Source organism: Aromatoleum sp., from assembly GCF_036675785.1.
Lineage (GTDB): Bacteria > Pseudomonadota > Gammaproteobacteria > Burkholderiales > Rhodocyclaceae > Aromatoleum.
Genome location: NZ_JAKFEF010000003.1, coordinates 1 through 13,350, shown reverse-complemented (window position 1 = coordinate 13,350; position 13,350 = coordinate 1). Strand labels below are relative to the sequence as shown.

The 13,350-nt window shown below is 61.9% G+C and carries 14 protein-coding genes and 1 pseudogene; 6 read left to right on the top strand and 9 right to left on the bottom strand.

Features of this window, described 5'->3' with window-relative positions; genetic code table 11:
- The first annotated feature begins 2 nt into the window (after positions 1-2).
- The 4 genes from V6M37_RS00665 to V6M37_RS00650 all read left to right on the top strand — a co-directional run bounded on the left by V6M37_RS00665 (position 3) and on the right by V6M37_RS00650 (position 2,293).
- Positions 3-1,025, top strand: a complete 1,023-nt coding sequence (locus V6M37_RS00665) for a 2-oxoacid:ferredoxin oxidoreductase subunit beta (protein ID WP_332670042.1) — start codon at positions 3-5, stop codon at positions 1,023-1,025.
- Between the two features lie 68 nt (positions 1,026-1,093).
- Entirely contained in the window at positions 1,094-1,426 is a 333-nt protein-coding gene (locus V6M37_RS00660; protein WP_332670040.1) for a hypothetical protein, read from the top strand.
- Between the two features lie 20 nt (positions 1,427-1,446).
- Complete coding sequence (locus V6M37_RS00655; protein WP_332670038.1) at positions 1,447-1,713, top strand: DUF1145 domain-containing protein; 267 nt, start codon at positions 1,447-1,449, stop codon at positions 1,711-1,713.
- A 175-nt stretch (positions 1,714-1,888) separates the two neighbouring features.
- Entirely contained in the window at positions 1,889-2,293 is a 405-nt protein-coding gene (locus V6M37_RS00650) for a ribonucleotide reductase subunit alpha (protein WP_332670036.1), read from the top strand.
- Positions 2,294-2,643: 350 nt separating this feature from the next.
- Here V6M37_RS00650 and V6M37_RS00645 read toward each other — a convergent pair whose 3' ends face one another.
- Positions 2,644-4,254 (bottom strand): EAL domain-containing protein, encoded by a 1,611-nt coding sequence (locus V6M37_RS00645; RefSeq protein ID WP_332670034.1) that lies wholly within the window; start codon positions 4,252-4,254, stop codon positions 2,644-2,646.
- Positions 4,255-4,429: 175 nt separating this feature from the next.
- Here V6M37_RS00645 and V6M37_RS00640 point away from each other — a divergent pair.
- A pseudogene (locus V6M37_RS00640) lies at positions 4,430-4,654 on the top strand (transposase family protein); the annotation flags it as partial.
- A 389-nt stretch (positions 4,655-5,043) separates the two neighbouring features.
- On the top strand, positions 5,044-5,265 hold the full coding sequence (locus V6M37_RS00635) for a hypothetical protein (RefSeq protein ID WP_332670032.1): 222 nt from the start codon (positions 5,044-5,046) through the stop codon (positions 5,263-5,265).
- Between the two features lie 125 nt (positions 5,266-5,390).
- On the opposite strand, the gene V6M37_RS00630 is transcribed toward V6M37_RS00635, so the two are convergent.
- The 8 genes from V6M37_RS00630 to V6M37_RS00595 are packed head-to-tail and all read right to left on the bottom strand — an operon-like array spanning position 5,391 to position 13,332.
- Positions 5,391-6,641: an acyl-CoA dehydrogenase family protein gene (locus V6M37_RS00630; RefSeq protein ID WP_332670029.1), complete on the bottom strand. Its 1,251-nt coding sequence runs from the start codon at positions 6,639-6,641 to the stop codon at positions 5,391-5,393.
- Positions 6,642-6,668: 27 nt separating this feature from the next.
- Complete coding sequence (locus tag V6M37_RS00625; RefSeq protein WP_332670027.1) at positions 6,669-7,433, bottom strand: SDR family oxidoreductase; 765 nt, start codon at positions 7,431-7,433, stop codon at positions 6,669-6,671.
- Positions 7,430-8,509, bottom strand: coding sequence for a phosphotransferase (locus tag V6M37_RS00620; protein ID WP_332670025.1), 1,080 nt, complete (start codon positions 8,507-8,509; stop codon positions 7,430-7,432). Before V6M37_RS00620 ends, V6M37_RS00625 begins: the two co-directional genes overlap by 4 nt.
- An 8-nt stretch (positions 8,510-8,517) precedes the next feature.
- Positions 8,518-9,186: a histidine phosphatase family protein gene (locus V6M37_RS00615; protein ID WP_332670022.1), complete on the bottom strand. Its 669-nt coding sequence runs from the start codon at positions 9,184-9,186 to the stop codon at positions 8,518-8,520.
- 19 nt (positions 9,187-9,205) lie between these two features.
- Positions 9,206-10,444, bottom strand: coding sequence for a thiolase family protein (locus V6M37_RS00610; protein ID WP_332670020.1), 1,239 nt, complete (start codon positions 10,442-10,444; stop codon positions 9,206-9,208).
- A 4-nt stretch (positions 10,445-10,448) separates the two neighbouring features.
- The gene (locus tag V6M37_RS00605) at positions 10,449-12,008 is read right to left on the bottom strand and encodes a class I adenylate-forming enzyme family protein (protein WP_332670018.1); all 1,560 of its coding nucleotides are present in this window, start codon (positions 12,006-12,008) and stop codon (positions 10,449-10,451) included.
- Between the two features lie 10 nt (positions 12,009-12,018).
- Positions 12,019-13,152, bottom strand: coding sequence for a saccharopine dehydrogenase family protein (locus tag V6M37_RS00600; RefSeq protein ID WP_332670016.1), 1,134 nt, complete (start codon positions 13,150-13,152; stop codon positions 12,019-12,021).
- Between the two features lie 21 nt (positions 13,153-13,173).
- A complete protein-coding gene (locus V6M37_RS00595; RefSeq protein WP_332670140.1) occupies positions 13,174-13,332 on the bottom strand; it encodes an acyl-CoA dehydrogenase family protein in 159 nt (52 codons plus the stop codon).
- Between the last annotated feature and the right edge of the window lie 18 nt (positions 13,333-13,350).

The window sequence follows — 13,350 nt, the reverse complement described above, 5'->3', positions numbered from 1 at the left end:
CGATGAATCAGATGACTGAAATCAAGCCGCTGACGAGAAAGGACTTCGAGTCGGACCAGGATGTGCGCTGGTGCCCGGGTTGCGGCGACTATGCCTTGCTCGCCCAGGTCCAGAAGCTGTTGCCGACGCTCGGCATCCCGAAGGAGAACTTCGCGTTCATCTCCGGCATCGGCTGCTCGAGCCGCTTTCCGTATTACATGGAAACCTACGGCATGCACAGCATTCACGGGCGAGCGCCGGCCATCGCGAGCGGGCTCAAGCTCGCCCGGCCCGAGCTGTCCGTGTGGGTCGTGTCCGGTGACGGCGATTCGCTCGCGATCGGCGGCAACCACTTCATCCATGCGATGCGCCGCAATATCGGCCTGAAGATGATCCTGCTCAACAACCGGATCTACGGCCTGACGAAGGGGCAGTACTCGCCGACCTCCGAGTTCGGCAAGAAGACCAAGAGCACGCCCCTCGGGAGCATCGACCGCCCCTTCAGTCCCGTATCGGTAGCCCTCGGTGCCGGCGCGACCTTCGTTGCGCGCACGATCGACAGCGATCACCCGCATCTGCTGGAAACCTTGCGGCGCGCCGCGGAGCACCCCGGCACGGCTTTCGTCGAGGTGCTCCAGAACTGCATCGTCTTTAACGACGGCGCCCACAACGCGCTGGCCGACAAGCAGACGCGGGACGACGCCCGCCTCCTGCTCGAACACGGCAAACCGATGCGCTTCGGCAAGGATGGCAACAAGGGCATCCGCATGCGCGGCTTCGAGCCCGAGGTCGTCACGGTCGGCGAAAACGGTGTGACCGAGGCCGAGCTCGCGATCCATGACGAGTCGGCCGCCAATGGCGGGTTGGCCTTCTTCCTGTCGCAGTTCGCGGCGCCGCTGCCGGTGCCGCTGGGGGTCTTCCGCGCGGTCGACGCACCGGTGTACGAGACGCTGGGCACCGAACTCGCGGCCGACGCGCGCGCGAAACGAGGCGCCGGGACGCTGGAAAAGCTCTTCAACACCGGGGACACGTGGACCATCGGTTGATTCTGCGGCCTTGCCCGGCGGACGGGCACTCATTTCAGTGACGACAATAATCGAGGAGAGGGCAGATCATGAAACGTTCATTGCATCCCATCGTGGTATTGCTCCTGATGTTTACGGGGATCGGTTCCGGATGCGCGGAAGAAGGCAGTGCTGGCCCGCGGGCCGCCGCGCGGGACCATTACGGCTACATCGACGGTGCCTTCCTGTCCGGCAGCGGATTCTCATCGGGATGGGAGCCGTATGCCGGACAGGAAACGGCCGGGAGAAACGATGCAGCGACGAATGAACTCGCGAACCCGCCGCGTGCCGAAAGCGGCGACCATTTCTCCCACACCGAGTACATGTTCATGACCGGCGCGGCATTCTATTCCGGGCCTGAAAACTATCCCATTTCATGGTGATCGCGGAGGGTCGGGCGGGTATGAATACGCTATTGAGAGGCGTCTGCCTCGTCATTTACGCACTGGCGGTCGCGGCCTGCGTCGTCCCGTTTCCCGGCGAGACGGGTACGGCGATCCAGTACGCGGCGCTCATCCTGCTGGGCGCCCATGCGCTGGAAGTCCTCGTCGCCTTCAAGAGTGTCAAGCTCTACAAAGGCGCGCTGCTGATCAGCGTCTTTCTGACGGTGCTGTTCGGTTTCCTGCACTGGTTGCCGCTCGCCAGGGAAGAGGCTCGCTGGTTCAGGTGATTGGGCGCCCGAACGACGGCGGCGCGGGCCCCATCCCAAGCCGCTGCTCCTGCTGCTCCCGAAGGCGGCAACGCCAGCTTCCGGGGTCGTACGAGAATTCGGGTAAGCCATCGTTGAGCGCTGTCGTTTTGTGACAGAGTTCTCGGCCTGATGACAGGAAGGGAAGTGCGGAAAGATGATCATCTCAGGGTTTGAAAATCTCTTGGAGGCTGCTCGTCGGCAACCCGAGCCGCAGCGCTTGCTGTTCGTTTTCGTGCGTGCGGAATTGCCTGAAGGCGCCTCTGCGGAAGAAAAGCGCGTCTTTGAAAATGGTCAGGGGGGCGCGCTGACTCCCGTAATGTACGTAGACAAGAAAACAAACGAGATCCAGAGCTTTGCTGAACTGGTGGAAGAATCAAGCCACACCGGACAAGCCTGGGATATGGTGTTTGTTGGCTGCCTGAGCGGGCAAGGAGACAGGGAGCCAAGCGACGAGGCGACACAGCAGGCACTGGAAACCATGGTCAAGTCGATTCAGGGAGGTGTGGTCAATCATCTGCTGATCTATCGCCCGAACGGGCAGCAAGTAAGCTTGCCCTAACAGGGTGTTGAGAATTCCCTCTTCACTTTCGGTTTCAAGCCCGCCCGGGAATCATCGACGCTGACACTTCCCGACCCGAGCCGCCCTGATGACGATTCCAGCCGGCGAGAGTGTGAATGCTTATCTCTTCGAGCATGCGCTGGCGAAGGGGAATCACGGCAAAGCTCCTGATCGGAAAGGACTGGAGGGCTGCGAACGGCCACACCGTCCTTCTCCAACCCGGGCTTCACGTGAATGTGCCGACCTCGGCCCCGCAGCGTGTGCATCACCCCCAACCGCGTCAGCGGTTGAGTCCAGTGGCCGTTATGCCTGGCTGTTCATGACTGCCAAATGCGGACCACGTTTGAGCATCAGGCCGCCGCGGCACGCTTTTCCGTCTTGGCGACGTATGTGGCGAATTCGGCGAACGACATCGGCTTGGCGAAGTACCAGCCCTGGGCGTATTGGACGCCGCGCTGCTGCAGGTATTTCAGCTGCGCTTCTGTTTCAACACCTTCCGCGATCATTTCGAGCTTCAGCGCTCTTGCCATCTCGATGATGTGCGGGGCGACCTGGCTGGTGGGGGTCTCGCCGCCCATGGTGTCGACAAAGGATTTGTCGATCTTCAGGTAATCGAGCCGGAATTTCTCGAGGTAGGAGAGGCTTGAGTAACCCGTCCCGAAATCATCGATGGCGATCTTGATGTTGAGGGCGTGGATGTCGTCCATGATTCGTCGGGCGACGTCTGCCTGCATGAAGCCGCCCTCGGTGGCTTCGACTATGAGGTTTTTCGGCTGCACGTTCATTTTTTGAATCAGATCGCGAATGAGTTGGGATGTCTCGGGCGTTTCCAGATCTATCGCGGACAGGTTGATGGCGACGTGGAGGTCCTTGCGCGTCTGGAGCAGCCTCGCCGCATCGCGGGCGACGAGTTCCATTACGCGCTTGGTGATCTCGTGGATGAGGCCGGTGGACTCGGCGACCGGGATGAATACGTCCGGGCGCACCATCTCGCCGTTGGGGCGACGCCAGCGGATGAGCGCCTCGGCACCCACGCATCGGCCACCGCGGAGTTCAATGATCGGCTGGTAGACGAGGAAGAACTCGTTCCGTTTCAGCGCGACCTTCAGCACCGCCGGCAGCGCCAATTGCTGCATGGCGAGGTAAAAGACCGCGAATGCAAGGATGACCCCGGCGAGCAAGCCGATCGGCCCGAGGACCATCGCGGTGCGGCGAAGACCCTCGTTGACGCTGGTCATCGGAATCGCGGCATAGGCCGAGAACGTGTACTTCGTGGATGGACGTATCGCGACCAGATAACGGCCGTCGGAAAACTCCTCCGCGCGAGTCCTTGGCGGGGTTTTCAGCCATGCCGGGTCGAAGTCGCCGCGGGAGACGATGGGCCCCCTGGACATCCGGGAGAACACACCTAGGGAAACCTCGGGCCTGTCGAGGAACACTTGCAGGGGCAGATCGTGATGAATTACCGCCGTGTAGGCGGTCTTCTTGTGCGTCACAACGAGAAACTCCGAGCCCGGCGCAAGGTGCGGGAACTCCACGGAAGGGCGACTCACCGTTCCGACGCCGCTGTCATAGGTCGCGGGGCCCAGGTCGGCCCCTTCGCCCCGTTCCCCGGCCGGACCGGCCGAGCTGCAAACCAGCTTGTTTCCGACCGCATAGCCCAGGCGCTCGATATGGACGCTCTCGATCTCGAGCCGACGCATCAGCCTGCGGTTCTGCTCGGAGCAGGGATTCGTGTCCGCCGCTTTTTCCAGCGTCCGGAAGGCGATAGCGATGTGGTCGGCGGAGTCGTCGCTGCGGCGCAAGACGTCTTCGGCGAGCGAGACCACGCCCGCCATCTGCTCGTCGAAGCTCTGCTTCCATGCCCAGTAGATCGAAATTGCGATGGGCGTCGCGAGGGCGAGCAGGCCCACGAGCGTGGCGATTGCGACGGCAGTCTTGTTGTTCAGTCCCGCGGTCATTTTCGGAAGGCGCCACCTAGAAAACGGAGAATTGAACTGCGCCGGAAACCACAATGTCGGTCGTGGTCCTGGAGGCATCCTCAAACCTCATTTCTGCGCACTGAAGTTGTGAGCATAGACGACAGTGCGGCTGACTGCCTGTTTTGGGCAGTCGATGGAAACGGACAAGGCGGCGATGGTCAAGGTGTTCGAAGGGCTCGAGGACTGGCGCAACGCGCAGTAGACGCGGTACCAGCTGAGCGAGCTGCTCACGGTGGCCGTGTGCGCGGTGCTGAGCCGGGCCGACGACTTCGAGGAGGTCTCGCAGTGGGGCCGGGCCAAGTTCGCGTGGCTGCGTAGCTTTCTGAAACTGGACTACGGGGTCGCCTCGCCGGACGCCTTCGAGCTCTTAACCGCCCTTCCTCGCCATCACATTCACCGCCGCAAGAAATTCGAACGGATGTTCGGAACCCGAAGCCGATCGCAAAGAACTCCACCCCGTCGCGCGCGTCGGCGAGGCGCTCGCGTGCGTCTCCGCTATTCTGGCCGCTATTGTCGCCACCATGGTCGCCGAAGCCGCAAGCGCTGCTGTCGCAGCCGAGTTGCCGCAGCGGGGTCTCCCAGTCGCTGAAGTCCGCGACGTGCTCGCGCAGGCGCTCGTCGCCGACAAGGCGGCTGAGGGGGAGCAGGCGTCCGTCCTTGTCGATGACGACGTAGGCGAGCAGCCCGCAGCGCAGATCGGGGCAGGACATCGGCTGCAGGTCGCCCGCGCGCGGTCGGCCTTCTCCGGGATTCGACGGCCCGCAGGAAGTGCGTCACGGTGAAGCGCCTGCGGCTCTGCGCGAGTTCCTCCGGATATCGGCCGGACAGGACGACCGACTGCAAATTGATGCCGGTGAGTCGCTGTTGCGCGGCGAACTGGATGAGCCGCCGCAGCGTCTTGTCATTGACGACCGGCACGACACGGCCAGCACGACCTGCAGGCCGGCATTGCAGCAGTGGGCGATCGCCTGGAGCTTTTCGCAGCGCTGATCGCGGTCGCGGATGAGTTCGTTTTCGTGCACTGGCAGCGATATCGCTGGCGATGCCGCTGATGGCGTACCCGTCGACGGATCGCTGTTGGCGCGCAGTCAGGCCGGGTACGTCGTCAAGCAGTGTCAGCGGCGCTCCGGGGTTCTCAAATAGGGCGCAGTAGCGCCCAGATTTTCCTGCCCCTTCTTGATTTCCATACGGGCGATATTTTGCAGATGCACCTCATCCGGGCCGTCGGCGAAGCGCAAAGCGCGGCCCCAGGTCCACATGTCCGCCAACGGCGTATCGGGACTGATACCCATGGCCCCGAATACCTGCATCGCACGATCGCATACCGCCGTATAGACCCCGGGGACCAGGGCCTTGATCATGGAAATCTCTTTATGCGCATGCTTGGCGCCAAACTGATCGATCATCCAGGCAGTCTTCAACACCAGCAAGCGCGCCTGATCGATCTCGATCCTCGATTTCGCGATCCACTCGCCGATCGAACCATGTTGATGCAGATACTTTCCGAACGTGCGTCGCTCCAGGCTTCGGTCAATCATCATTTCCAGAGCCAGCTCGGCAGCACCGATCGATCGCATGCAGTGGTGAATACGCCCGGGACCGAGACGTGCCTGGGCCAGGGCGAAGCCACTGCCTTCCTCTCCGAGCAGATTGGATACCGGCACGCGCACATTACGGAAGATGACCTCGCAGTGGCCTTCCGGCGAATGGTGGTTCACGATATTGATATTGCGTACAACTTCCAGACCTGCCGTGTCCCGAGGCACCAGGATCATGCTCTGTTGCTTGTGCCGCTCGGCTTCCGGGTCAGTCTTGCCCATGACGATGAATATACGGCAGTGCGGATGAGCGGCGTTGGTGATGAACCATTTGCGACCGTTGATGACGTATTCGTCGCCCTCCCGCCGGATCGAGGTGGTGATGTTCGTGGCGTCCGAAGAGGCTACGTCAGGCTCTGTCATTGCGAAAGCCGAACGAATTTCGCCATCGAGCAGGGGGCGCAGCCAGGTCTTTTGCTGCTCCGGGGTGCCGAACATGTGCAGAAGTTCCATGTTGCCGGTGTCCGGAGCATTGCAGTTGAAGACTTCGGACGCCCAGCTCACACGTCCCATGATCTCGGCCAGCGGCGCGTACTCCAGGTTGGTCAGGCCGGTACCCGGTTCGTCGGCGTGCAGGCTGGGCAGGAACAGGTTCCACAGGCCTTCCGACTTGGCGAGCGCCTTCAGATCCGCCATGAAGGACACGGGAAACTGGCCGCGATGCACTTCCTCAAGCCATTGGCTCTGGCGCGGCACAATATGTGAGTCCATAAAGCTGCGCACGCTGTTCCGAAGCTCTTCTACTTTGGACGAGTAGGCAAAATCCATGATATTTCCTTTCTATCGATCCATCTTTTAAAGAGTCATGCCGCCGTCGACGACGATGCAGTCGCCGTTGGTAAAGCTGGCGGCGTCAGACGCGAGGTAGAGCACGGCGCCGGCCATCTCGCGCGGCTCAGCGTGACGGCGTAAGGGAATGTTGGAGATCCATTCGCCGTAGAGCTTTTCGTCATTGAATAGCGCGGTGGAGAACTTGGTCTTGGTCAGCCCGGGGAGCAAGGCATTGACGCGGATTCCGAGCGGGCCGCATTCCCGGGCGAAGGCCTTGGTCATATTGACGATCGCCGCCTTGGTGATCGAATAGATGCCTTGATTCGCACCGGGGCGCAAAGCATTCACCGAGGCGACATTGACGATCGCCCCCTTGCCCTGCTTCTTCATCATCTTGCCGGCCTCGACCGACATGAAGAAGTAGCCGCGAATGTTGACTTCGACGGTCTTGGTGAAAGCGGCAAGATCCGTATCCAGCACATGCCCGTAATAGGGGTTCGCCGCGGCGTTGTTGATCAGGATGTCGAGGCGGCCGTGGAGCTTTTCAATCTGTTCAAATGCGGCAGCGATATCTTCCATCCTGCCGACATTGCAGGCCAGCACGCTCGCGCGTCCACCTGCCTCACGGATGGCGTCGGCGACCCTTTGGCAGTCTTCCGCTTTGCGGCTGGAGACGATCACATGCGCGCCCTGTTCCGCCAGCAGCTTGGCGATTTCCTCACCGATGCCGCGGCTTGCCCCGGACACCAAGGCGATCTTGCCTTCAAGGTCGAATAGTTTGGTCGTCACGACGTACTCCTTTCCAGATTCCGCTCAATTGATGGAGTAACCGGTGCTTCTTTTTCGTTCGCTGCGGCAAAGCCCATTTCGGTGAGCGGTACAACCATCTCTCCGACTTTTTGCGCGTGCAGGCTGGACGCATTGCCGTCGATGGCACGCTTCTTTACGCCTTGAGCGATCGCAGCAAGGCGGAAGAAACTGAATGCAATATAGAAATTCCAATTCTCTATTTTTGGGATGCCACGCAACTCGCAGTAGCGCCGGACGACCTCAGCTTCCTCGGGCACACCCAGGGCGCCCCGATTCTTGCTACCCAACCCGGTGACGTAAGCATCCGCCGGCAAACGCAGGCACATGCAGAAATACGCGAGATCCGCCAGGGGATTGCCCAGCGTGGAAAGCTCCCAGTCCAGGACAGCCAGGACGCGCAGGTCCTTGGGATGGAAAATGAGGTTGTCGAAGCGGAAGTCGCCATGAACCAGCGCTGGCCTACCGTCTTCCGCCGGGCAATGCTTCGGCAGCCAATCGATCAAGGCTTCCATGCATTCCAGCCGCTCGGTTTCAGAGGCACGATACTGCTTCGTCCAGGTGCCGATCTGCCGCTCGAAATAATTCCCGGCGCGGCCATAATCACTCAAGCCGACCTGATCGACATCGACGTCATGCAGCGATGCCAGCGCCGTGATCAACGCGTCGTAAGCGGGTTTGCGCTGATCGATATCGAGTTCGGGCAGCGCCGGATCCCAGAAGATGCGGCCATCCAGGTAATCCATGACGTAGAACATGCTGCCGATCACGCTCGTATCGGTGCAGAGATGATGAGCGCGCGCAACGGGTACCTGCGTCGCTGACAAGGCGGTGATGACGCGATACTCACGATCCACCGCATGCGCCGACTTCAGGAGCTGGCCCGGCGGCTGCCGGCGGAGGACGTAGTTGCCGCTCTTTGCCCGCAAAAAGAATGTTGGATTTGATTGGCCGCCCGAAAACTTCTCAGCGCTCAAAGGTCCGGCAAACCCCTCAATATGGGTTTCCAAGTATTGGCGCAGCCGGTCGACATCAAGTTGGTGGATTTCGCTGGTCACGATAATGGCTACCCATAGGTAATTAGATTTAGACGATCCGCTCTGTCGAAATACGGAATGCTGTTGAACGTTGCCAGATGAAATGAATCTGCGTTGAAGAAATATCGGCAAAAACTACAGTTGTTGATTTGCAGGTTGAGCGATATGACCTTTTCTATTGGGGCGCCAAGTGTCTGCTGCGCGATTGCAGCCATGACGCCCCCCGAACTCACTGCCAAGATCCGTCCTTTCAGTCCCTGGATATAGTTCCTGGCATCAGCAACGCGCTGCTGAAAGTGAGACCATGTTTCTGGAATAGGGCCTTCGATACGGTCTTCCATCCACAACAGGAGTACTTGCCTCAAGGCCTTATAGAAATCCTGCTTGCCTTTTCTTGCCTGCAGCTGCAATTCACGGTGTTCATCACCGAGACCGTCAAATAGCGCGCCAAAGTTGTATTCGTTGAGTCCTGGGTGTTCCTTGAAGCTCGCACCTTCGGTTGAGCCTTGGAAGATCGCGTCCGCCGTTTGCCGGTGCCGATTCATCGTCCCGATCAGGATGTGATCGAAGGCTATATCTCGCTCGGCAAAGTATTCCCCGAGCAGTTGCCCCTGCTGCTGTCCCAATGATGAAAGCTGGTCATAGTTGTCGGCTCCGAAACTTGCCTGACCATGCCTGACGAGATATAGCTCTGCCATGACTTTCGCCAGCTCGCGCTCAGCGCCTCAGGATATGGATCGCCACCGCGGCTTCCTCGACGCCCTGCAAGCCGCCGCCGTTCTCCTGCATGGCATGGCGGGCGCCCTCGACTTGGCGCGCGCCGGCCTCGCCGCGCAATTGGGTCACCAGTTCGTAGAGTTGGCCGATACCGGTGGCGCCCAGTGGATGGCCTTTCGATTCAAGACCCCCCGATGGGTTGATCGGGATCCGGCCGCCGATGGTGAAATCACCGCGCTCGACCGCCGGGCCGCCTTCACCCAGGTCGACGAACCCGAGGTTTTCGGCCTGGATGATCTCGCCCATCGCCGAGGCGTCGTGGACTTCGGCGACGTCGATGTCGCCGGGGCCGATGCCGGCGATCTCGTAGGCCTGCAGCGCCGCCAAGCGGCCGACGGCTTTTTCGGGCTCGTCGATGCCGCGGTGGCTGAAACTTCGGATCACGCTGGCCGCGACCTCGACCGCGCGGCTGCGGTCGGCGCCGATCCGTTTCAGCCCCTCATCGGTGCAGACGATGGCGGCGGCGGCGCCGTCGGACAGCGGCGCGCACATCGGCAGGGTGATCGGATAAGTGATCGGCGGCGCCGCCAGCACTTCGTCGATGCTGAAGGCCTTGCGGAACTGCGAGTAGGGGTTGTGGACCGAGTGCCCATGGTTCTTGGCGCAGACGGCGGCGATCTGCCGTTGCGTGGTGCCGTAGGTCCGCATGTGCCAGCGGCACATCGCCGCGTAGATGGACATGAATCGGCTGTAGGGACGGTCCGATTCCGACCCCGGTGGCGGCGTGATGCCTTCGCCCATCCTGATCAGGGTGGCGTAGTTTTCCTCGACGCGCGAGACGTCCCAGCCGCCCTCGAACAGCGCCATTGCGCGGGCCTTGTCGGGGATATTCATCTTCTCGGCGCCGATCGCCAGCGCCACGTCGGTAGCGCCCGCCTTCAGGCTCTGCAGCGCGAGGTGAAAGCCGCTGCTGCCCGAGGCGCAAGCGTTCTCGACGTTGAACACCGGGATGCGCTCAAGCCCGATCTTGCTGAAGATCACCTGGCCAGGCACCGATATCTGCCCCTGCAGCGCGCCGTTGGTCATGCCCGAGTAGTAGGCGGCGCCGATATCCCCGGCCTTGCAGCCGGCGTCCTTGAGCGCGCCGGCGAGCGCTTCGCCGGCGAGGTCGTGCAGGCTGCGCTCGAGGTGGCGACCGAACACCGTCATGGCGATGCCGGCGATGTAGAGCTTTGTCATAGTCCTAGATTCTCCGCTCGGTAGCGCGCCAGTACTCTGCACGCAGGTCCTTCTTTAACACCTTGCCGACCGGGCTGCGGGGCAGGGCAGCGACGAAGTCGACCGTCTTGGGTGCCTTGACCGAGCCCAGCTTCTGCTTGCACAGGGCGATCAGTTCTTCGTCGCTCACGCTCTGGCCGGCGTTCAACTCGACCACCGCCTTCACCGACTCTCCCCATTTCTCGTCGGGGATGCCGATGACGGCGCAGTCGCGCACCGCAGGGTGCGCCCAGATCACCTGCTCGACTTCGCTGGGGTAGACGTTGAAGCCGCCGCTGATGATCATGTCCTTCTTGCGGTCGGTGATGTGGAGGTGGCCCCCAGCGTCGAGGTGGCCGACGTCACCGGTGTGCAGCCAGCCGTCGACGATGGTTTCTGCGGTCTTGGCCGGGTCCTTGTAGTAGCCCTTCATCACCAGATCGCCACGGACGCAGATCTCGCCGGTTTCGCCCTGGGGCAGGACCCGGTTGTCGTCGTCGAGGATCTCGACCCGGATCAGCGGATTGGGCCGGCCCACCGACGACAGTCGCTCGTCACTGGCCAGCGCCGCGCCGTCGAAATGCTCGTCGGGGCGCAGGCAGGCAATGGCCCCCGGGGCTTCGGTCTGGCCGTAGCTTTCCATCATCACCGGTCCAAAGACCTCGATCGCGCGCTTTAGCTTGTCCAACGACATCGGCGCCGCACCGTAGAGGAAATACTTCAGCGACGAGAAGTCGACTTTCTTGTTCAGGTCGGGGATGTCGAGCAGGCGGTAGATCACCGTCGGCGGCAGGAAGAATTCCGTCACCCGGTATTCGGGGATGGCCTCCAGCAGCAGCGCCGGATCGGGCTTGGGGAGGATGACGACCGAGCCGCCGCGTGCCGTGCACGGCAGCGACAGCAACCCCGAGGTGTGGGTCATCGGTGCTGCCGCCAGGTTGACCGGGCGATCCCGGGCGCCATAGCTGCAGCCGATCATGAAGTGGGCGACGAAAGTCTGAATACTGCGGTGGGTGTTCATCACCCCCTTGGGCAGACCGGTGGTGCCGCCGGTGGGCGAGATCGCGATCACATCGTCAAGATCGACGGCGATGCCCGGGTCGGTGTCGGCGTGGCCTTCGACCCAGTCGACCAGGGATGCAGCGCCTTCCGCTTCGCCGTCGATGCAGACAAAGAGTTTGATTTTGGGCAAAGCCGGCCGCAGGGCGGCGATCGTTGCCTCAAACTCCTTCTGGAAGAACAGCACGTCGCAGTCGAAGGTGTCGAGGACGTGGCGATTCTCGTCGGCGGCGTTGCGGGCGCCCACCGGAATCCACGCCATATTGGCCCGCCACAGCCCGAGCGCGCAGGTCCAGGCGGTGGCGTCATTGCCGGCCCAGACCGCGCCCTTGTTGCCGCGCCCGAGATCGACTGCCTGCAGCGCGCGCGCGATGCGGCAGCTCAGCCGCCCGACCTCGTTGAAGCTGTACCTGCGGCTTCCCTGGATGTAGGCCGCGCCCTCGGGGTTAAGGCGCCAGCCGCGGTCGAAGAAATCGATGATCGCCATGGTCGGGCCCTCAAAGTGCAGTGACGCTCGCGCTCGCCAGCCCGCGCTGCTCCAGGAAACCCAGGAGATAGCGGTGGCCGAAGGCCTTGCACGCCGAGGCGAATCCGACTTTCGCGGTCTCCCCGTCGAGCAGCTTCACCACTGCGGCCGTCTGCAGCGCGCCGGTCGCGATGTAGGGGGTCACGCCGCGTACCGTCGCGCGCACTGCGGCGAGCTGGCCGCGCCCGATGGCGGTATCGACCGTGCGTGTCAGGGTGGTGCGCTCGCGCGGCGGCATGGAGGGCGTCGTCGAGTCGACGAGACCCTTGACGACTTGGTCTTGCTCCTCCTTGGACAGTCCCTTGTATTCGCTCTCCCACTTCTGGCCCACGGCATGCACGAACTTCATCACTTCGTTGTCGTAAAAGCCGACGCTGGAGATGCAACTGCGCACGCGCGGATCACTCTCCAAGAAGATGGGCAGCGATGTGCCACCCCACGGGATCGTGAACACGGGTTGGATGAGGTCCGGAACGGCGACGTTGTACGAGGCGTTGGCCGCATGCGGAACCAGCTTCTTCTCCCAGAGGTAGCAGGGCTCATGGCGGAAGATCTCGAAGATCGAGGCCGTCGAACCCACCGTGACACCCGAGCCGGCACCACGCGGCCCGCGACAAAGCGTGGCGGTCTCGAGCGCATCGATCCCGGGTGTCTCCAAGGCCAGTTCAGCGGCGATCTCGGCGAACGTGTACATATAGGCCGTCGACGGCGAGAGCAGCAGGCCTGCCTGGCGGAACAGTTCACCGGAGCCCTCACGGGCCGCCCGGATGAAGCTCTGCTCACCCGTGGTGTCGAGGTAATGGCAGCCCGCGCGAAGCGCTGCCTCGACGGTCGTCAGACCAAAGTTGACGAAGGGGCCTACCGTATTGCAGACGACCTTTGCGCCTTGGAAGGCACGCGCCAGCGATTCGACGTCATGGTTCGCCTCGACGATCTCATAGACGGCCGACTCCAGGCGCACGACGCGCTGGGCCATCATCTCCTGCGTCCGTTTGACGTTGCGTGCGACGGCCGTGAAGGGGATGTTCTGGTCGATCAGCCAGTCCATGATCAGCATGCCGGTGTAGCCACTGGCGCCATAGACGACGACGGGATATTTAGCCATTTTGATTCCCTAGGAAGATTTTCAGTTGTTGGACCAGCCATCGGCATAGAGCTGCTGCGCGAGCAGGCCCAGGCGCATAGTCAGGACATAGTTTTCGCCGTCTTCGATCTGGGCGGCACGCGCATCGCGGAACAGCTTTTCGATGCCGAAGTCGCGCATTACGCCGTTGCCGCCATGCAGCTCCAGCGCATGCTGGAA